Annotated in this window: 15 protein-coding genes; 8 read left to right on the forward strand and 7 right to left on the reverse strand. The window is 71.4% G+C overall.

From position 1 onward, the window contains the following. Window position 1: 1 nt before the first annotated feature. The 6 genes from ABD987_RS28130 to ABD987_RS28155 all read right to left on the reverse strand — a co-directional run bounded on the left by ABD987_RS28130 (window position 2) and on the right by ABD987_RS28155 (window position 6,652). Window positions 2–559, reverse strand: coding sequence for a hypothetical protein (locus ABD987_RS28130; protein WP_345400246.1), 558 nt, complete (start codon window positions 557–559; stop codon window positions 2–4). A 3-nt stretch (window positions 560–562) separates the two neighbouring features. Then, window positions 563–871 (reverse strand): WXG100 family type VII secretion target, encoded by a 309-nt coding sequence (locus ABD987_RS28135; RefSeq protein WP_345400249.1) that lies wholly within the window; start codon window positions 869–871, stop codon window positions 563–565. A gap of 36 nt (window positions 872–907) precedes the next feature. Further along, window positions 908–1,225, reverse strand: coding sequence for a WXG100 family type VII secretion target (locus ABD987_RS28140; protein ID WP_345400252.1), 318 nt, complete (start codon window positions 1,223–1,225; stop codon window positions 908–910). A gap of 181 nt (window positions 1,226–1,406) precedes the next feature. Further along, a complete protein-coding gene (locus tag ABD987_RS28145) occupies window positions 1,407–2,075 on the reverse strand; it encodes a hemerythrin domain-containing protein (RefSeq protein ID WP_345400255.1) in 669 nt (222 codons plus the stop codon). Between the two features lie 102 nt (window positions 2,076–2,177). Further along, window positions 2,178–4,802, reverse strand: a complete 2,625-nt coding sequence (locus ABD987_RS28150; RefSeq protein WP_345400258.1) for an AfsR/SARP family transcriptional regulator — start codon at window positions 4,800–4,802, stop codon at window positions 2,178–2,180. A 41-nt stretch (window positions 4,803–4,843) separates the two neighbouring features. Next, on the reverse strand, window positions 4,844–6,652 hold the full coding sequence (locus ABD987_RS28155) for a helix-turn-helix domain-containing protein (protein WP_345400261.1): 1,809 nt from the start codon (window positions 6,650–6,652) through the stop codon (window positions 4,844–4,846). Window positions 6,653–6,844: 192 nt separating this feature from the next. Between ABD987_RS28155 and ABD987_RS28160 the strand changes: the two genes are divergently transcribed. The 7 genes from ABD987_RS28160 (at window position 6,845) to ABD987_RS28190 (ending at window position 16,683) form a co-directional block, all read left to right on the forward strand. Further along, a complete protein-coding gene (locus ABD987_RS28160) occupies window positions 6,845–9,643 on the forward strand; it encodes an AAA family ATPase (protein ID WP_345400264.1) in 2,799 nt (932 codons plus the stop codon). Next, on the forward strand, window positions 9,640–12,468 hold the full coding sequence (locus tag ABD987_RS28165) for an ATP-binding protein (RefSeq protein WP_345400267.1): 2,829 nt from the start codon (window positions 9,640–9,642) through the stop codon (window positions 12,466–12,468). The genes ABD987_RS28160 and ABD987_RS28165 overlap by 4 nt, the downstream gene beginning before the upstream one ends. Before the next feature lie 309 nt (window positions 12,469–12,777). Next, window positions 12,778–13,314 carry a hypothetical protein gene (locus tag ABD987_RS28170; RefSeq protein WP_345400270.1) on the forward strand — a complete coding sequence of 179 codons (537 nt, stop codon included), beginning with the start codon at window positions 12,778–12,780 and terminating at the stop codon, window positions 13,312–13,314. A gap of 19 nt (window positions 13,315–13,333) precedes the next feature. Further along, a complete protein-coding gene (locus ABD987_RS28175; protein ID WP_345400273.1) occupies window positions 13,334–13,759 on the forward strand; it encodes a DUF4234 domain-containing protein in 426 nt (141 codons plus the stop codon). 517 nt (window positions 13,760–14,276) lie between these two features. After that, a complete protein-coding gene (locus ABD987_RS28180; protein ID WP_345400276.1) occupies window positions 14,277–15,290 on the forward strand; it encodes a DUF4436 family protein in 1,014 nt (337 codons plus the stop codon). Beyond that, window positions 15,287–15,979: a TIGR00645 family protein gene (locus ABD987_RS28185; RefSeq protein WP_345400279.1), complete on the forward strand. Its 693-nt coding sequence runs from the start codon at window positions 15,287–15,289 to the stop codon at window positions 15,977–15,979. The genes ABD987_RS28180 and ABD987_RS28185 overlap by 4 nt, the downstream gene beginning before the upstream one ends. 116 nt (window positions 15,980–16,095) lie before the next feature. Then, window positions 16,096–16,683, forward strand: coding sequence for a hypothetical protein (locus ABD987_RS28190; protein WP_345400282.1), 588 nt, complete (start codon window positions 16,096–16,098; stop codon window positions 16,681–16,683). Window positions 16,684–17,061: 378 nt separating this feature from the next. Here the strand turns inward: ABD987_RS28190 and ABD987_RS28195 are convergent, their stop codons facing one another. Continuing rightward, on the reverse strand, window positions 17,062–18,549 hold the full coding sequence (locus tag ABD987_RS28195; protein ID WP_345400285.1) for a carboxylesterase/lipase family protein: 1,488 nt from the start codon (window positions 18,547–18,549) through the stop codon (window positions 17,062–17,064). Between the two features lie 239 nt (window positions 18,550–18,788). Here ABD987_RS28195 and ABD987_RS28200 point away from each other — a divergent pair, with 239 nt between their 5' ends. Next, window positions 18,789–19,769, forward strand: coding sequence for a TauD/TfdA family dioxygenase (locus ABD987_RS28200; RefSeq protein ID WP_345400288.1), 981 nt, complete (start codon window positions 18,789–18,791; stop codon window positions 19,767–19,769). The last annotated feature ends 4 nt before the right edge of the window (window positions 19,770–19,773 follow it).

The raw sequence follows: 19,773 nt of genomic DNA on the forward strand, positions 1-19,773 counted from the left end.
TCTAGGCCCCGCCGGCCGGAGCACCGCCCCCGCCGGGCATCCCCCGCCCGAACGCCTGCATCAGCTGGGCGAGGTCCCCGGCGCCCTTCGAGTTGAGCTCCTCGGTCGTCCGGTACTTGGTGGCCAGGTCGTTGATGCCGGAAACGAGCTTCTCGAAGGAGGTACCCATCCTGGTCAGCGTGGTGACGTATTCCTTCTTCAACCCGCCCTCGCCGTCGGCTCCCACGGCCACCGCCCTGATCTTGTGACCGTGCTGGAAGTTGCCTGCCTTGATGTCGATCGACTGGATGTCCTTCAACGCTTCCTTGAGCGTGGGCAGGAGCTGTTCGATGGCCCGGCCGAAATGCTTGAGAGCCATCTCGTCCACCGAGACCTGGCCGTTGCCGCCCTGGGACTTGTACACCGGCGGGACCGGCAGCGCTCCGCCGTCCTCCGGCTTGTGGTCCGCGGGCCGGTCACCGAAAGCGGTGTAGTGTCCGGTCTTTTCGAAATCGTCCTTGGCCCTGTTCGCCGCGGCGTTGCGGCCGGCTTCGGCCGTGGCGATGCCTTCAACGGTCACGGCCTACTTCCTTCCGACGCCGACGCTGTTCCACAGGTCCGAGCCCTGGTTTTCGGCCCTGCCGTAGCTCGTCATGATCTCGGCGAGCGCCTGACGGGCCTGCGCGAGCAGGACGGGCATCTGCGCCGCGGAGGCGTCCCACTTCGCCTTGCACTGCCGGTAGGAGGACTTCGCCTCGCTCTGCCATTCGGCGAGGCTCTTCTCGGTGTTGCTCTCCAGCGTGCCGAGCATGGTCTTGATCTGCTTGTCGACGCCCTCCATCTGCTCGAGGACACCCTGCACGCGGCCGAAGTCGATGGTGTACTGCGCCATGTCGCTGGTTCTCCCTGTTCGGTACTCGAGGTCTGACTACATGCCGGGCAGGCCGGGCATCGCGCTGCCCGCCATGTCGACCGCGCTCTGCTCCGTCCGGACATAGGACTTCGTGGTGCCGTGCAACGCCTCCAGCATCGTGCCGAGCTGCTTGACGATGTTCTGGTACTCGCGGCACCAGGCGTTCATCGAGGTCTTGAACCGGACGGAGGCGTCCCCGGTCCACGCCACGTTCAGCTGCTGGATGTTGTTCTGCATGGCGTTCTGCGTGGTGTTGGACGTGCTCAACGCGGCCTCGAACTCGCCTGCCGCCTTCTGCATCGCCGGTGTGGAAACCGAAGTGGGTGACGTCATGGTTTTCCCCTCTCCGCGAGATCCCGGGTTCCCGGGCCTCGCACAAGTTCTCGTCGGCGGGTGGCAAGGCGCCGAATCTGTCGATCAGGGTGGGGCAGCGCGGTAAGCGGCCGGTCGACATCGGGTCAACGGCCTCGTACCGGCACTCCGCGGAGTCCATAAAGGACACCGGAGCGTATGGTCAGCGAGCGGGCCCGAAGGCCTGGGTCTCGCCGTCGGTGTAGGCCGCCAGTAGCGGCCCGATGACCGGTGCGGGCGGCAGCAGGCGACGCTCGTCGGCGGTGGCGTACCGCCATAACCAGGGCTGCATCCAGGGGACGAGTTCGGGCGGGGTGGAGCCGCGGATCCCGTTCTCGACGGCGGCGTACCGCGCGGCACTCACGTGCCGCAGGATGACCGGGAAGAGATGCTGCTCCTCGGCGTCGATGTGCTCGACGAGCAGGTCGCGTTGTTCGGCCAGGAGCACGGCGAGCCGCGGCGCGTGGCGGGCGGGGTCCGCCGCGAAGCGCGCGGCGGTCAGGTCGGCGGCGTCCTGGAGCCGGTCGAGCACCTCGTGTTCGCCGGTGTAGGGGGAAAGGTCGACGGCCCGGCCCGCCGCGGCGGCGATCGCGGGCCAGAGCCGGTCGTCCTCGTTGCGGTGATGATGGCGCACGGCGGCGTTGTACCGGTGGACGTACGTGGCCACGGCGCCGGCGCGGGCGAGCGGCAGCATCCTCGCCTCGGCGCCGGACAGCAGCGCGGCCAGGCGGGTGATGTCGCCGAGGATGGCGCGGTGGCTCAGGCGGATGCCGGTGAGGTCGGGCAGCGCGGGCGCCGGGTCCGTCGCCGGCGGGGCGGAGCTGTTCGTCATGCCGCCCACCGTGCACAGCGATGCTCAACGCGGGGTCGACAACCGGTTACTGATCCGGCCAAAAGCAGGCCGACCCCCGCGCGGCACGTAACGATCGGCGGATCAACAGCGCGCCCGGTCCGGACCCGGGCTACGCAGGAGCCTGCCCAGGCGCTGCAGACCGTCCACAGTGGTGAGGTTCGCCCCGGTGGCGTCCGCCGCGCGCATCACCGGCGTCATGATCGTCACGTCGGGTTCCCGGGAGCTGAGCGCCGTGTACAGGCGCGCGACGTACCGGGCGGCGGCGGCCGGGCTGTCCGGATTCCCCTCGTCGCCCGCGAACCGCGCGGCCTTGCGCATCGCGCGCTCGGCCTCCTCCGGCCGGTCCGTCGCCCAGAGCACCAGTGCCAGCAGGTTACCCGCCATATGACGGCGCAGGGTGTCGTCCGCCTCGTCGGCGCAGGCGAGCGCCAAGCGCAGATCGGCCTCCGCCAGGTCGTGCCGCGCCGCGAGGAAGGCGAGCCACGCGCGGATGTGCAGGGCGCGGGCGCGGTACTCCGGATCCCGCAGCGCCCTGGCCCGCTCGGCGGCGGCCCCGGCGATCCTGCTGATCTCCAGGTAGTGGGTCAGGCCCATGAAGTGCCCGCTGACCCCGACGACCCCGAGCAGCTCGACGGCCGTCCGCAGCGCCCGCGGCCCGCTCGGCAGCAGCTGTTCCATCGTGGCAGTCAGCAGCGCGTGCTCGGCGCCGAACCACGCCCGCACCTCCGCGGTCCCGGCGAAGGCCACGCCCGCGTGCCGCACCGGGCGCAGCCACGCACGCGGGGACTCCCCGGGGACGACCGTGCGCGCGGCCCGCAGCACGGTGGCGATCAGCATCTCCGCCACCCGCACGACCGCCGCCTCGCGCTCCGCGGGACTCTCGGCCTGCTCGGCGCGGTGGCGCGCGTACAGGCGCAGGAGATCGTGGAAGCGATAGCGCCCGGGTGCGTGCGACTCGAGCATGGCGGCGTCCACCAGGGTCTCGGCGAGGACCTCCGCGGCGCGTTCGTCCGTGTCGAGCAGTGCGGCCGCCACCGGCAGCGTGACGTCCGGCGCGTCGGAAAGCGCGAGCAGCCGGAAGGCACGGGCGGTCTCGGGGGTCAACGCCTCGTAAGCGAGGCGGAAGGCCGACGCGACGGCCAGATCGCCGACACGGAGTTCGTCGAGCCGGGCGTGCTCGTCGCGCAGCCGCTGGTCCAGCGAGGCGATGCTGCGGCCGGGGCGGCCGACGAGCCGGGACGCCGCGATCCGGACCGCGAGCGGGAGCCGCCCGCAGGCCGCCACCAGGGAACGCGCGGCCGCCGGTTCGGCGTCCACCCGCTCGGCGCCGACGATCGCGGCCAGCAGCTCCAGCGCCTCGGACTCGGGCGGCAGGCCGAGATCGAAGCAGCGCGCGCCGGGAAGTGCCAGGTCGCGGGCGCGGCTGGTCACCAGGACGGCGCAGCCCGCGGTGCCCGGCAGCAGCGGGCGGATCTGCTCGGCGTCCCGCGCGTTGTCGAGGACGAGCAGCACTCGCCGGTCCGCGAGCAGGCTGCGGTAGAGCGCCGCCCGTCCGGCGAGGCCGAGGGGAAGCCGGTCGGACGGCGTGCCCAGTGCCGTCAGGAGGTCCGCGAGGACCCCGGCCGGTTCGGCGGGTGTGCTGCCGGTCCGCAGATCGACGTGGAGCCGCCCGTCGGGAAACGCTTCTCCCAGCAGGTGTGCGACGTGGATGGCGACGGTGGTCTTGCCCACGCCCGCGCTGCCGCTGACGGTGCACACCGTGACCGCGTGGCCATGGCCCGCGCCCTCGCCTGCCAGGACGGCGCGGATCTCCTCGACCGTCGTGGCGCGGCCGGTGAAGTCGGCGATGTCGGCGGGAAGCTGCTGGAGGAGCGGACGGACCGGGGGCACGGGCGGCGGCGTGCCCGCCCCGACGGCGGACTGGATGTCCACTGTGGACACCAGGAGCCCGGGGTCGGCGGCGAGGATCCGCCGCTGCAGTTCGGCGAGCGCGGCCGACGGCTCGACCCCGAGCTCGGTACGCAGTGCGTGCCGCGCGGCACGGTGGACCGCCAGCGCGTCGGCCTGCCGTCCGCAGCGGTACAGGGCGAGCATGAGCAGTTCGCTCAGCCGCTCGCGCAGCGGGAACTCCGCGACCATCGCCCGCAGTTCGGGCACCGACTGGGCATGCCGCCCCAGATCGAGCGCGTAGCCGAGCAGCGCCTCGCGCACGGTGGTGCGCATTTCCTCCAAGCGGTCCCGTTCGCGCCGCGCCCAGGGGCCGGGCACACCGGCGAGCGCGCCGCCACGCCACCGCGCCAGCGCCCCGGACAGGCGGTCGTGCACCACGCGGACACCACCGCTCCGGTCGGCCGCCTCCCGTTCGAACAGGACGGAGTCGACCTCGATGTCCCCCGCCCGCAGCGCGTACCCGCCCGGCACCGAAGGCAGCACGTCCCCGCCCTCCCCCGCGCACCGGCCCGGTTCGAGGACGGTGCGCAGGCGGGAAATGTAGGTCAGGACCGTACGGTGCCCGGTCCGCGGCGGTTCCTCGCCCCACAGACCGTCGACCAGCTCGGCCATCGAGACGGCCCGGCCCTCGCGCAGCGACAGCATCGCGAGGACGGCGTGCTGCTGCGGGGAACCCACGTTGATCGGCACATCGTCCGCGCGGGCCACCACGGGCCCGAGCAGCTGAAATCGGAGTCCGCCCTGCCGACCGCGCATCTGAAGTCCCTCGTCCCGTTTCCGTCAGTCCCTTCGAAAATTCAGCGCGCCGAAACCGCGACCGCCGGTTCGTGCTGCGGGAAGGCGGCTTCGGGCTCGCCGAGCCGGAGCGGGACCGCCACCCGGTGGCCCTTCGCCCACGTTTCCTCCGGCCGGTCGCCGATCGCGCCGGTGAGTTCGAACGCCGGCTCGCGGACGGGCAGCGCCCCTCGGCCGTGGCCCGCGCGGTGCGCCAGTGCCCAGCGGAGGAGGTCTCGCAGCGCCACCTCCTCCGCCGGGCTGTCCGCCGCGCGCGCGGCGGACAGCCCGAGGCCGAACAACTCGGGCCAAGGATGGGGCCGCAGCCGCACGTAGGAAAACCAGTGCAGGGCGCGGGTGACCGCGATCACGTCGTGGTGCCAGCGGGCGTGTGCCGCGTACCGGATCGCCGGGATCCAGTTGCCCGCCTCGGCGTCCAGCCAGGCCTCGGCTTCCGCGCAGGTGCGCAGCGGAATCGTCGCGGCTTCGCCGCCCGGCTCGGCCCGCTGCCACACGTCGAACAGCAGGCCCGCCCGCGTGGCGGTGTGCACCAGCCACGCGTTCGCCCGGTCGGTGGCCGCCCGCCGCGCCGACGGCGGCTCCTCCTCCCGGAACCGTTCGACGGCGAACGTCCGGAGCAGTCCGTGGAGCTGGTACCGGTTACCGTCGCGCCGCACCAGGCTGGCCTCGGCCAGTGCCGTCAGCACGCGTGCGGCGTCGTCCGGTGCGATCCCGGCGGCCACCGCGGCCAGTGCCGGGGTGAAGTCCGCGCCGGGGAGGACCGACAGATGCCGGAAGACCAGCCGGGCTCGTTCGCCGAGCTGGCGGTAGGACACCGCGAAGGCGGTCCGGAGCTGGAGATGGCCCGCGGACAACAGGGAGAGCCGCCGCTCCTCGGCCAGCATCGCGACCAGGTCCTTCACCATCCACTGTGGACTCATGGCCAGCCGGTGCCCGGCGAGCCGCAGGGCCAGCGGCAGATTTCCGCACAGCCGGGCGACTTCCGCGGCCGAGCCGGGCTCGGCGCGCACCCGGCGTGCCCCGGCGATCCGCGCCAGCAGGGCCACCGCGTCGCCGGGCCGCAGCACGTCGAGCACCCTGCGGTGGCCGCCGGGGAGTTCGGTCAGCGCGCGCCGGCCCGCCACCAGCACGAGACACCGGGCGGTACCGGGGAGCAACGCCAGGACCGCGGCCGCGGCGGGCACGTCGTCCAGTGTGATCAGTGCCCGTTTGCCCGCGAGCAGCGAGCGGTAGCGCCGCGTTCGCTCGGCGAGCGAACCGCGGATCTCGGTCTCGGGCACGCCCAGCAGGCGCAGCAACCGGTCCAGTGCCCGCGCCGGGGTCAGCGGCTCGTCCATTCCCCGCAGGTCGAGGAGGAAGCGGCCGTCCGGGAACAGGTCCGCCAGCGTGTGCGCGGCGGCGGTGAGCAGGCTGGTCTTCCCGACGCCCGGCAACCCGGAAATCACGGCGACCGGCGTCTCCACCGCTCCCCGGGCGACCTGCTCGGCGAACGCGCGAAGTTCGGCGAGTTCGGTGTCGCGGCCGATCAGTCCTCCGGACGGGTCGGGCTTCGACGGCCCGGCCGGGGTGCGACGACGACCCCGGCGGGCCGCGGCGAGGAATTCCTCCCGCGCCCGTTCCGCCAGCCGCAACGCGTCGGCCAGCGCGTCCACCGAACGCCGCTGCGGACCGCGGGCCCTGCCGCGTTCGATGTCGCCGATCGCGCGCACGCTCATGCCCGCCGCGTCGGCGAGTTCTTCTTGCGTGAGCCCGGTCGTCCGCCGATGCCGCAGCACCAACTCGCCGAACGCCGCTTCCTGCCCCCACTGCATGGTGCCCCTCATTGCTCTCTCGTCCCGGCGCCTTGAACCCCCAGCGGCGTGACATCACACAGTGTTAGGCCTGACCCCCCGTTTTGCCTCACGGTCTCCACCGCAATACTTAGCGGGCACCCCGGATTAACCAATCGGGCATCCCGTATTGGTGACAGCGGGTGATGATCCTGGTGCGGGGGAGGTACCACGGTGGTTCAACGATCGGAACGGCCCTTGATCGGGCGCGAGGAACAGCTCGCCCGTGTGCGCGAGTTGCTCACGGCCGGTGCCGGCATGCTGGTCTTCGAGGGACCGCCCGGCGCAGGCAAGACCGCCCTGCTGGCGGCGGCCGGGAAGCTGGCCGGGGCCGCTGGCCTGCCGGTGGCCAGTGCCCGGGCGCATCCGCTGAAGGGGGACTTCACCTTCGGCGTCGTCCGGCAGTTGTTCGAACCGCTGCTGGCGGCCCTGCCGGAAGAGGAACGCGCCGTCGCGCTGAGCGGCCTGGCCGCCCCCGCCGGACAGGTGATCGGCGGGAACGCCGAGCATGACAACGATGTCGGGGACACCTTCGCCGTGGTGCACGCGCTGTACTGGCTCACCGCGCGGCTCGCCGAGCGACGGCCCCTGGTACTGGCGATCGACGACGTCCAGTGGGCGGACACGGCCACGCTGCGCTGGCTGCTCTACCTGGCCCGGCGCGCCGAAGGGCTGCCCGTGGTGCTGCTGGCCTGTCGCAACGTCGCCGAGCCCGGCGCGGATCCCGGGTTGCTGGCCGAACTGGCCGACGCGCTCGCCGGTGTCGAGGTGCCCTGGCTGACCACCGGCCAGGCGGCCGAGCTGATGACCGGGGTGTTCGGCCGCTCGCCCGATCCCGGTTTCAGCGCCGCGTGTCACCGCGCCACCGCGGGCAATCCGTTCCTGCTCGGTGAACTGGCCGCCTCGCTGGCCACCCAGGGCCTCACCCCGACCGCGGAGGCGGCGGACCGGGTGCCGGACCTGGTCCCGGAGACCGTGTCCGCATGGGTGTCCGCCCGGATACGAGCCGATTCGGCGACCGCCGGGCTGGCCAAGGCGGTCGCGGTGCTCGGGGACGGCACCGACCTCGCTACCGCCGCCGCGCTGGTCGATCTGCCGCTGGACCGGGCGGGTGCGGCGGCGGACGCGCTGGCCGCGCTGCGGTTTCTGGCCGGGACGCATCCGCTGGAGTTCGTCCATTCGATCGTCCGCAACGCGGTCCTCTCCGGGATCGCGCCGGACGAACGCGAGGCAGCCCACCGGCGCGCCGCCCGTCTACTCCACGAGCGGCGCCGGGCGGACGAACAGATCGCCGCTCAGCTGCTGGCGTCGGGCCCGGCCGGGCAACCGTGGGCGGTCGACGCGCTCCGGGCGGCCGCGGACACGGCGATGCGCCGGAGCGGTCCGGAGGCCGCGGTCACCTATCTCCGCCGCGCGCTGAAGGAGCCGGCGCCCGAAGCTCTCGAGGTCGACCTGTTCGCTCAACTGGGCCAGGCCGAGCTCGCGGTGGACGCGCCGAGCGCGGTCGCCCACCTCAGCGAAGCGTTCGACAAGGCAGAGGACCCCCGCCGCGCCGCCCGGATCGCGAGCGGTCTCGCGGTCGCGATCACGCAGTGCGGCGAGTTCGCGCGCGCGGAGAAGGTACTGGCCCACGCGATGGCCTGCCTCGGCCCCGGCGAGCACGAGCTGATCATGGAGCTGGAGGCGACCAGCATGATGATCGGACTCGCCGCCTTCGCGCCACCGATGGCCGCCAGGGCGCGCCGGCTGTTCGCCACGGCCACGAGCCCGGAGATCGTTCGCTGGGCGGCCGCGTCCCTGGCGATCTACGGAGCATGGGCGGGTGGCTCGTGTGCGGAGGTGGTCGCCATGGCCGAGCGGACCTTGGAGCTCGAGGCCGGGCACGATCAGCTCTCCCTGGTGGCGACCGGGCTGGCCGCGGCCGCCAGCTGCTACGCCGGCCGGTTCGACCTCGCCGACGCGAGCGGTGACCGGATCCTCGAACTCGCGCGCGCCACGGGAATTCCGACGATCGCGAAATGGGCGCACTGGACATTCGGCTTCGTCGCGTACCAGAAAGGCCACGTCACCGACACGATCGAGCAAATGCGGATCGCCGACGAGATCTCCGAATCGGTCAACGGCGAGGGCAACCATCCTGACGTCTACGCGGGATTCGCGGAGTCCTATGTGGACCAGGGCAGGCCGGACGAGGCGGATGCGGTGCTCGCCAGATTCGGTTTTCTCGACGGTGACGTTCCCGAGAGCACCGGGGCGTCCGCGTTGTTCGGTGTGCGGGGCCGGATCCGGCTGCTCCGCGGCGACCCGCGCGGTGCGCTCGAAGACCAGCTGCGCGCCGGCCGGATCCTCGAAGCGCTGGGAATCGGAAGCCCGGCGCTGTCGGCCTGGCGGTCCCGCGCCGCGGTGATCCACCACCGGCTCGGCGAGCCCGCGGAGGCCACGCGGCTGGCCGGTGCGGAACTGGAGCTGTCCCGCGCGTGGGGTGTCCCGCGCCCGCTCGGCATCGCGCTGCGGGCGCACGGAATCATCCACGACGACCTGGACACGCTGGCCGAATCGGCCGAGGTGCTGGCGGGTTCGCCCGCCCGCCTCGAACACGCTCGCAGCCGGTTCCGGCTCGGGCTGGCCCTGCACGCCCGCGGTCACGCCGAGGACGCGCGAGCCCAGCTGCGCCAGGCATACCGGCTGGCCAGGGAATGTGGGGCGGACGCGCTCGTCGAGCGCGCGGGGGAAGCCATCACCCGCGCCGGCGGCCGGCGGCCCCGCGCGGCGCGGACCGGTGCCGGGGCACTCACCCCGCGACAGCGCCGGATCGCCGAGCTGGCCGCGGCCGGACGGACCAACCGGCAGATCGCCGAGGAGCACTACCTGACCTTGCGCACCGTGGAACACCATCTCACCGGCGTGTACCAGGTGCTCGGCATCGATCGCCGTGACGAGCTCGCGGCCGCTCTCGCGGCGGCGGAATCGTGACCACCCCGCTGTTCGGCCGCGACGCCCACCTCGCCGCCATAACGGACGCCCTCACCGCGGAAAAACCGGGTCATCTGGTGCTGTCGGGGATTTCCGGCGCCGGGAAGTCCGCCCTGCTGGACAACGCGGCCGACCTCGCTGTCCGAAATGGACACCGGGTGTTGTGGGCAGGCGCCCATCCGCTGGAGCAGGACTACGCGTTCGGCCTGGTGCGCCAGCTCTTCCAGCCGGTCATCGCCGAGCTGTCCGAACCGGACCGGACCGCGTTGTTCGCGGGCGCGGTCGCACCGGGCGTCGCCGCGGTGTGGCCCGAGCCGGGACCGCCCGCCGAAGCCGGTGACTCGCATTTCGCCGTTCCGCACGCCCTGTACTGGCTCGCGGTGCGGCTGGCCGAGCAGGGCCCGATCGTGCTCGTCGTGGACGACGTGCAGTGGGCGGACGAGGCTTCGCTGCGGTGGCTGGCCTACCTCGCCGGGCGCGTGGACCCGGTGCCGCTGCTGCTGATCGCGGCGCGCACCACCGGGATGCGGGGCGCCGCGGAGGCACTGGTCGACCAGCTGACCGGGCAGCTACGCCCGGTGCCGGTGTCCGGACTGTCCGAACCGGACGTCGCGGCGTTCGCCCGCGCCGCGCTGAGCGCCGAACCCGGACGGGGTTTCGTGGCCGCCTGCCGGGAGGTCACCGGCGGGAACCCGTTTCTGCTCGGGGAACTGCTCGCCACCCTGGCCGGGGAGGGCGTACCGCCCACCGAGGACGCGATCACCCGGCTCGCCGAGTTCAGCCCGCACGAGGTGTCGCGCTGGGTGCTCACCAGGATCCGGCGCGCCGATCCCGCCGCCTCCGCCGCCTGCGCCGCGGTGGCCGAAGCGATGGCGATCCTCGGCGAGAGCGCGTATCCACCGATCGTGGCCGCCGTCGCCGGGCTCAGCGAGGAGGCCACCGGGCACGCCGCGGACGTGTTGTCCCGCATGGGATTGCTCCACGGCCGCGCACCGATCCGGTTCGCGCACTCCATCGTCCGCGCCGCGGTCGACGGGGAAATCCCGGCCGGGCGGCGCCGGACCGTCCACGCGCAGGCCGCCCGCGTGCTCGACGCCCGCGGCGGCGACGCGGAACGGATCGCCGCGCATCTGCTCGCCTGCGATCCGATCGGCGAGCCGTGGGCGGCGGGCGCGTTGCGCCGGGCGGCCCGGCTGGCGCTGCACCGGGGTGTCGCCGAGCCGGCCATCCGGTACCTGCGCCGCGCGCTCGCCGAAGGCGGCGACGAGGCGGCCAGGATCGTGGTGACCGCCGAACTGGGCCGGGCCGAACTCTCCGTCGATCTGCGTTCCGCCGCGGCGCATCTCACCGACGCGTTCGAGGCCGTGGTCGCGCTGCCCCGTGCATCCTGGCCGGACCGGCTGTTCACCGCGACCGTGGCGAAGGATCTCACCCTCGCCACCGGCGCGAGCGGGAACTTCTCGATGGGCCGCGACGTGCTCGACCAGGTGGCGGCGGCGCTCGGGGACAGCGAACCCCAGCTGGTCTGCGATCTGGAGGCGTACGCGATCGGCGCCGGCGTCGGCATCCCCGGGTTCCCGCACGAGGAACGGCTGGCTCGCCTGCGCGCACGGGCCGCGTCCTTTCCCGACTCCGCGCTGCTGGCGGCGGCCTTGACCGCGCATCACCGATCCGGCACCGGAACCGACCGGGAGCGGGTGGTCGAGGATCTGGGACGGGCCTGGGACATGCCCGCGGCCTCGGCCATCGAACGGCTGGGGGCCTTCGCGTTCTGCGCCGCCGGGCTGTGCCGGGCCGACGAGTTCGACCTCGCCGCGCGGTTCAGCGAAGCACTCATCGCCGGCGCGTCGCTGGCTGGCCAGCCGATGTTCGCCGAACTCGGGCACGCGCTGCACGGCGTGGTCGCCTTCCACACCGGACGGCTCACCGACGCGCTCGACGAGGCACGCGCGGCCATCGAACTCCGGGACAGCCTGTCCGGGGGCAGCTGGTCCGCGTCGGGCTGGGAAGGGCACCTGATCCGGGTCCACCTCGCCCGAGGAGAGTTCGAAGCGGCCGAACAGCTGCTGGCCTCGGCCGGGGAACCCGGTACCTGGCAACCGAGCTACTTCGTGAACTGGCTGCTGTACGAGCGCGGGCAGGTGCGTTCGCTGCGCGGGGACCTCGAAGGCGCGCTGGCCGACTACCGGGAATGCGGCCGCAGTCTCGCCGGATACGACATCCACAATCCGGCGGAGATCCCGTGGCGGTCCAGAGCGGCGCTGGTCAGCCACCGGCTGGGACGGACCGGACCGGCCGTCGAACTCGCGACCGAGGAACTCGAGCTGGCCCGCCGCTGGGGCGCGCCACGCGCGCTCGGCCAGGCCCTGCGCGCGCTCGGCCGGATCACCCGCGACACCGAACCGCTCGTCGAATCCGTCGCCGTACTGGCGGATTCCCCGGCGAAACTGGCCCGTGCCTTTTCGCTGTTCCACCTGGGACTCGCGCATCACCGGGAAAGCCGCCGCGCCGACGCCAGGACGGTGCTCACCCAGGCGCACCACCTCGCGCACGAATGTGGTGCCCTCCGGCTGGCCGAGAACGCCGCCGAGGCGATCAAGCGGATCGCCGGCCGCCGGCCGAACGCGCCCCGGATCGGGGTGGCCGCGCTGACCGCCCAGGAACGCCGGATCGCGGACCGGGCCGCGGCGGGCGCCGGGAACCGGGAGATCGCCGAGGAGTTGTTCCTCACCTTGCGCACGGTGGAGCAGCACCTCACCTCCGTCTACCGCAAACTCGGCATCGACGGCCGTCGTGAACTCGCCGGCGCCCTGCGTTCCCGCTAGTTCCGCCGATCCTCGTACTTCTGCCACCTGTTCTTCCTGGTAAGCAAAACTCGCGCGCTCTACGGTGAATTCGCCGGGCCTGAGGGCTTGAGAGGGACTCGTGGGTATTTCCGAGCTGACGCTCGGCGGAGTGGTCCTTTCCCGGGTGGCCGTGCAGCTGCTCGCCGGCGCGGTGGCGATGTCCGTGTGCTGGGCCCTGTGCGGATGCGTGACCGGGTTCCGGCGCCGCCGACCACGATCACGCACGCGATTCGGCGAAAAACCGCTCCGTCAAAAGACAATTAGTTCGCTGTTCATCTGGAGAAACCAATGAAGTATCAACGTATCGTCGCGGCCGGCGTCGTGGCCGCCGTACTGCCGCTCGCCGCGTGTTCGTCCACAGCGGACAGTGCGACGATCGCCTGGATCGACAAGGTGTGCGGGGTTTCGGTCAAGCTCGGCGACGTCTTCGCCGCGGCCAAGCCCATGAACGACGAGGCGGCCAAGGTCAGGGCCCAGTCGGTGTCCGAATCGGACGCTCGGGTGACGGCCGTCGACCAGGCGGTGAACGAGCTGAACGCCCTGAAGAAGGGACCGCACGCCGACTCCGAGAAGTACGTCTCGGCACTGGTCGACCTGTACACGAAGATGAAGCCGGGGCTGGAGCGCGCACGGACCGCGATCCGGGCGGCGGACGAGCAGGACACCGCCGCGGTGAACACCGCCATCGCCACGGTCGACAAGGAGACCGACGAGGTCAACAAGCTGCGTGCCGGGTACAAGGGCGTCACCGTCGGGGCCGATCTGGCCGATGCCGAAGGAAAAGCCGCGAACTGCAAGAAGCTCCCCTCCGCGGGCCAGAAGTAGCCAGAGAGAGGTTGACGACATGACCTACCCGGAAGCCACCCACGCGCCCTTGGCGCCGCAGGACACCGAGATCACCGGCCCCGAGTTCAAGCGGCGCAACCCCGTCGGGGTCTGGCTCGGCCTGCCGCTGATCACGCTGGGGATCTACCACTTCGTCTGGTACTACAAGATCCACCGTGAGATGGCCGCGCTCCACCGGAAGCCGGACTCCCCGGTGGCCGGTCCGATGCTGGTGCTCCTGTTCCTGTCCTGGACCCTCGTCGCGCCGTTCGTTTCCTACTACCGGACGGGGGAACGCATCCGCCAGGCCCAGCGGCACGCCGGACTGCCCGAGTCCTGCAACCCCGCGCTCGGCACGCTGCTGATGCTGTTGTGGGGCGCCGGTGTCCTCTACTACCAGGTCGAACTGAACAAGATCGCGGAGTCGCGCGGCCAGTCGCGGTGACCTGACGGATTCGCCCGGATCCCCGGTCCGTGAATGCCACATTGAGGGACTCTGAGTCCCTCAATGTGGCATTCACGGACCGTGTGGTTTCACGGGGCGGCACGTGCTCTCGACGATGCCGCGAAAGCTCCTTTGTGGACTTTGGCGCTGTGAAGGGGGCCTTGGGGGCGTTGAGTGCCGTGAAGGACCCCTTCAGGGCGTGCGGTGGGTCTCGTGGGGTGTGACCTGTGTGGCGAGGGTTGTTTGCCGTGGTCACTGATGCGGGAGCGTCGTGCGCGGGGTAAGGCGCCTTGGCATGACTGGTGAGGCTGGCAGGGCCGGCGAGGTGGCACGTGATCTCGGCGATGTCCCGAAAGCTCCGTACGCGACGTTGAACGTCCCCAACGGAGCCTTCGCCTATCGCGGCCGACGTTTACCCGTTGTCGAGCACCCGTTGACGACGTTTTCCTAGCCTGCCTGGCGCACGTGTGAAGCAGAGAAGGATGAAATGAATTCGAGAGGGACCGCCATGCGCGGCATGGCAGGTTGGGTCAAAGCGGTCATCGTCTCGGCGGTCGTCACGCTGCTCACCGGTGTCAGCCTATGGGCTTACACGGTCGAGCGCAGCAACGGCCAGAGCCAGATCGTCATGGGGGACACGAACGCGGCCGACCGGGTGGACGTCTACGTCTTCGTCCAGAAGGTCGACGCGGTGACCCAGGAACTGTCCGTCCAGGTCGAACTGCACCCGCAGGGACAGCTGGCCGACGGCGAGACCGGCGCGCCACGGCGCGAGATCACCGTCCACACCAACGGACTCAAGGGAGAAACCCTTTCACTCAAGCCGGGGAAGAACGCCGGGGTGTCCGACTTCAAGATCGCCCTGCACGACGGCGTGGTCACCGACTACCCGTTCGACCGCTACAAGTTCGACTTCCTGTTCGCGGCCGAGTCGGGGAACCAGGCCGTCCCGGTGAGCGTGACGTTCACCAACGCCGACTCGTTCTTCAAGATCAAGCCCGCCGACCTGAAGACCGACGGCGGCGCGTTGACCTTCACCGCGCAGGCGGGGCGATCCACGGGGACGATGGTCTTCGCGGTGTTCATCATGGCCTTCATGTGGGGCCTGAGCCTGGCCGCGATGATCGCCGCCCGGTTCGCGACGGGAGGCAGGCGCGGTCTGCTCTGGCCGTCGCTCAGCTTCATGGGCGCGCTGCTGTTCGCGCTGGTGCCGTTGCGCAACGCGCTGCCCGGCTCGCCGCCCATCGGCTCGATCGCCGACTTCGGCGCGTTCTTCATGGCCGAGGCGCTGATCTCCATCTCGCTGATCACCACGGTGGTGTTCGGGTACATCGTCGAACGCGGCAACGAGAAGAAGGCAGCGGCCGAGAACGACCCGGCACCACCGCCCGCGGGGCCCCCGCCTTCGGGGCCCCTGCCTTCGGGGCCCCTGCCGATGCCGATGGCGATGGCGGCCCCACCGGCACCGGCCGGCCCCGTTGTCCGGCAGGGACACCAGCCCGGCTGGCCCGGCCAGCACTTCCCCCGATGAGCGAACAGGTGGCGGGCGTGCGCCACGACGAGGACCACCCCCGCCGGCGGCGCCCGAACCGGCTCGGCTACGCGCTGTTCCTCAGCCGGTGGCTCCAGTTCCCCCTGTACGTCGGACTGATCGTGGCACAGGCCGTCTACGTCTGGCGCTTCCTCCTGGAGACCTGGGAACTCGCCCTGCACGGCTTCAGCGGGCGCGGCCCGGAAGGCGGGCCCTTCGCCGAGTCGGAGGTCATGCTGACCGTACTCCAGCTCGTGGACATCGTGATGATCTCCAACCTGCTCATCATGGTCATCGTGGGCGGCTACGAGACCTTCGTGTCCAGGATCCGGCTGCGCGGTCACCCGGACGAACCCGAATGGCTGTCGCACGTCAACGCCAACGTGCTCAAGGCCAAGCTGGCCACGGCCATCATCGGCATCTCCTCGATCCACCTGCTGCGGACGTTCATCAAACCGGATCTGCGGGCCACCGGCGAGATCGACGTGACCGCGGTGATGTGGCAGGCGATCCTGCACACGGTGTTCATCCTCTCCGCGATCGGACTGTCCGTTGTGGACAGAATCATGAGCGGAACCGAGAAACTCTCCAGGGCCCATCGGGAAGCCGACCAAGACGGGCTGACGGCCTGGCCGTCCGGCGCGGACCACGTCCCGGCCACCGTCAACGGCCGGGAATCCGTGCGTTGACCGGACGTCGACCGATCGGTGTCCGGCGGGCGGCACAGTCGCCAGAGATCGGAAACGGTACTTCCACGCGCCCGCGGCGCGTCGGTGAAAAATGTTGTCGTGAAAGGGATTGTTTCATGAAGAGTAAGACCATCGGCGCGGCGCTGCTCGCGATCACCTGCGCGCTCGGGCTCGGTGCGTGCGGTTCCAAGCCGGAGACGCCGAAGGCCGCGGACCGATCGAGCGTACCCACCGCGACGTCGGTGTCCGCGCCGAACACCGGCGCGGACACCGTGAAGTGGCTGGACCAGTTCTGCACCGCGGCAGGCCCCATGACGGATCTCGCCAAGAAGTCCCCGCAGTTCGACGCGTCCGCCTCGCCCAGCCAGATGAAGGCCGAACTCGGCAGGTACCTCGGCCAGCTGTCCACCTCGCTGAGCGGCATGGTGGACAAGCTCAAGGCACTGGGCAAGGCACCCGTCACGAGTCTCGACGAGACCTCCCGCAAACTCGCGGGGTCCCTCGGTCAGCTGAAGCAGGTGGCCGACGGCCTCAAGGACAAGGTGGACAAGGCGGATCCGGCGGACGGCCCGGCGCTCGTGCAGCTCGGCCAGGACACCGAGGCCGAGGTCGCCAAGGTCACCTTCGACTTCGACACCAAGACCGACAAGAGCATCGAGGACGCCGCGGCGAAGGCACCGGCCTGCAAGAAGCTCGCCAGCTGACCCGGAGGTGGCCGGTCACCCGCCGACGCGGGTGACCGGCTGCACCGCGCGGTGTGCGATGTCGCGAATGGCGCATTGCCGACGTTCAACGCCGCGAATGTCGCATTCGCGACACCGGTCCTTGGCCGATGGCGTAGCCGGCCAGTGCGATGGCTGTCCCGGTGATCAGGGTGATGGGTTCCATCGGGCGGATCCCGTTCCGTGCGACGGTGGTGCGGGCAAGCTGTCGCCGAATCCGCCGGAGCGGTCCCGGCCGCGCGAGGTGGGCATCTCCGTGAGCAGGTGTCCGGCGGTAGTCACCTCATGGGCCCGAATCCGGGCCGGGTGGAGGTCGAACGGGCCTGCCGCGGCTCGACGACGCGTACGCGGCGTCCCCGATCAGCCGAAAGGGACCGGGGTGTGGTGCGCCCAGATCCGGCGCGAGGCCTCTTCGGGATAGGGCACGGTCTTCGACTCGACGTCGAGGACGCGGGTGAGGCGCCGATCGGGGCGATGGGCGGCCCATCCCGGGTCGCCGGTGGTGACGAAGCCGATCCACGCCCGCTGGAGTTCCCGCGACACGCGGAGCGCCGCGGGAGCGGGCACCTCGCCGAACACCTGACGACCGGTGGGGCTGTCCAGGGTGCCGAACGCGAGGGACACGTCGAGGCTGTGGCAAGCGCCGAGGGATCCGCCAAGGCCAGGAGCGGCCAGGCAGAGCTCGAAGAGGTACGAAGTGCCGCCCGCCAGGGCGTTCGCCTCGGCCAGCTGCTGGGACGGCATCCGGAAGAGCGCGTCCGAAAGGACGGTCTCCAGCAGTTCCGCCGGACTGGCTTCCGGGTAGGCGGCGCGGTAGCCGTGTTCGCCGTCCGGACGCGGGGCGAAGCGGTCGAGCGCGGTCTGCGCCTGCTCGGCGGTGAACGCGCCGACCAGTCCGGCCATCACGGAAAACAGCCGGAACTCGTCGCGGGTATGGCCGACGAGAAGATCGACGCCGCTCTGGCGAGCGTCGGCGAGGGCGGACCATGGCGTCCGCGTCAGGAGGGTCCCGTCGAGGACGGGACAGACTCCTGTCCCGGTCTGCGCCATCGGGCCCCAGAGATCGTGGCGGCCGGACAGCCCGGCGTTGAACGCGGTGAGCTCGTCGGCCAGCCGCCACGGATCGACCTCGTGAAGAGCCGTCGCACTGGTTCCGAGCCCCTTCGCGAGCGCCGCGGTGACCCGTTCCGCGAGCGCGGGACGAGCGAAGAGGCCGGGGACGGAGTGGGCGATGGCGCGGTGGAACAACCCTCGCGCCGGGGCCGTCACGAGCAGGGCCGCGATCGACCCCGCGCCCGCCGACTGCCCGGCGACGGTGACGCGCGCGGGGTCGCCGCCGAAGCGGGCGATGTTGCGCCGCACCCAGTCGAGGGCGGCGATCTGGTCCAGCAGGCCCCGATTGGCCGGCGCCCCGTCGATGAACCCGAACCCCTCGACGCCGACCCGGTAGTTGACGCTGACCACGACCACGCCCGCCCCGCACAGCGCGGCCGGGTCGTAGGTCGGATCACCGCTCACCGAGATGACGTATCCGCCGCCCGGTATCCACACCAGCACCGGCAGCCCGGCCGCGCCGGGATCCGGCGTCGAGACGTTCAGCGTCAGCCAGTCCGTCTCGTGCGCCGCCTCCACCCGGACCGGCCCGGACTGCGGAGGCAGCGGCCCGAACTCGGTCGCCTGCCGCGTACCGGCCCAGGACGGACTCGGGACGGGCGCGGCGAAACGGAGCTCGCCCACCGGAGGCCGGGCATAGGGAACACCCCGGAACTCCGCCACCCCCGATCGCCAACGGCCCGCCACGACCCCCTCGCTCGTGCGGACCTCTGGCTGCCGCGTCCGGTCGGTCATCATCGCCCCCTCAGTTTTTCAGGTCAGCTGTATTATGTCATGTGTATTGCAACGAGGGGAAGGGGTGTCTTGCCGGGCAGATCCGGCACTACTTCTCGACCCGGACCGCGATGCTCACCCTCGCCACCCATGACAACGACCGGCCCCGCATTTCGCCCAGGAGTCAAGCTCACTGCGTACGCCCCGGCGCCGCTGAAGAATCGGCTCGGTCGACCGTCCTGGCAGCGTTGAGGAGAAGCATGCGAAACGGACTTCCGACCCAGCTCGGCCCCTTCGTCGGCGACGTCAGGGGAACCGACCACACCCAGGTGGCGGTCTACGAACCCGAGGACAAGGACATCGACATCGTCCGGTGGGTGACCGCGCACCGCCCCGCGCTCATGGAGCTGCTCGAATCCTACGGTGCCGTCCTGATCAGGAACGCGGTGGACAACCCCGAACTGCTGGACCGGGTTTCCCGCGTGGTGGGCGCCGGCGACCTGCTGGAGTACACCGAGCGATCCACGCCGCGCAGCGTGGTCAGCGGCAACGTGTACACCTCGACCGAGTACCCGGCGAACCAGACTATCCCGCAGCACAACGAAAACTCCTACGCGCACCAGTATCCGCTCTGGCTGTTCTTCGCCTGCGCGCTCGCGTCGGAGACCGGCGGGGAGACGCCGCTCGCGGACAGCCGCGCGGTGGTCGACCGGCTGCCCGCGGATCTGGTGCGGCGGTTCCGGGACAAGGGTGTGCTCTACACCAGGGCCTACCGCGAGGGCATGGGCCTGACCTGGCAGGAGACCTTCCAGACCCAGGACCGCGGTGAGGTGGAGGAGTTCTGCCGGCGGCACGGGATGGAGTTCGAGTGGACCGGCGGGGACGGGCTGCGGACCCGCCACCACCGGCCGGCGACCGCGCGCGCCGCCTCCGGTGAGGAGGTGTGGTTCAACCAGGCGCATCTGTTCCACGTGTCGAACCTGGCGAAGGGCGTCCGGGAAGCGCTGCTGGAGATGTACGACGAGCAGGACCTGCCGCGACACGCCTACTACGGGGACGGGTCCCCGATCAGCGACGACGACATGGCGGCCATCCGCGGCGCGTTCGACGAGACGTGCCACCAGTTTCCCTGGCGTAACGGCGACCTGCTGGTGATCAACAACCTGCTGATGTCGCACGGGCGCCGCCCGTACACGGGCAAGCGTCGCATCCTGGTGGCCATGGCGGGCACGGCGGCCTGAGCGC

The sequence above is a fragment of the Amycolatopsis samaneae genome (assembly GCF_039541975.1).
GTDB lineage: Bacteria > Actinomycetota > Actinomycetes > Mycobacteriales > Pseudonocardiaceae > Amycolatopsis > Amycolatopsis samaneae.

Coding starts and splice junctions, on each gene's coding strand:
- ABD987_RS28135 (WP_345400249.1), bottom strand. CDS start 871: ATGGCGCAGTACACCATCGACTTCGGCCGCGTGCAGGGTGTCCTCGAG.
- ABD987_RS28140 (WP_345400252.1), bottom strand. CDS start 1,225: ATGACGTCACCCACTTCGGTTTCCACACCGGCGATGCAGAAGGCGGCA.
- ABD987_RS28145 (WP_345400255.1), bottom strand. CDS start 2,075: ATGACGAACAGCTCCGCCCCGCCGGCGACGGACCCGGCGCCCGCGCTG.
- ABD987_RS28150 (WP_345400258.1), bottom strand. CDS start 4,802: ATGCGCGGTCGGCAGGGCGGACTCCGATTTCAGCTGCTCGGGCCCGTG.
- ABD987_RS28155 (WP_345400261.1), bottom strand. CDS start 6,652: ATGCAGTGGGGGCAGGAAGCGGCGTTCGGCGAGTTGGTGCTGCGGCAT.
- ABD987_RS28170 (WP_345400270.1), top strand. CDS start 12,778: ATGAAGTATCAACGTATCGTCGCGGCCGGCGTCGTGGCCGCCGTACTG.
- ABD987_RS28175 (WP_345400273.1), top strand. CDS start 13,334: ATGACCTACCCGGAAGCCACCCACGCGCCCTTGGCGCCGCAGGACACC.
- ABD987_RS28180 (WP_345400276.1), top strand. CDS start 14,277: ATGGCAGGTTGGGTCAAAGCGGTCATCGTCTCGGCGGTCGTCACGCTG.
- ABD987_RS28185 (WP_345400279.1), top strand. CDS start 15,287: ATGAGCGAACAGGTGGCGGGCGTGCGCCACGACGAGGACCACCCCCGC.
- ABD987_RS28190 (WP_345400282.1), top strand. CDS start 16,096: ATGAAGAGTAAGACCATCGGCGCGGCGCTGCTCGCGATCACCTGCGCG.
- ABD987_RS28195 (WP_345400285.1), bottom strand. CDS start 18,549: ATGACCGACCGGACGCGGCAGCCAGAGGTCCGCACGAGCGAGGGGGTC.
- ABD987_RS28200 (WP_345400288.1), top strand. CDS start 18,789: ATGCGAAACGGACTTCCGACCCAGCTCGGCCCCTTCGTCGGCGACGTC.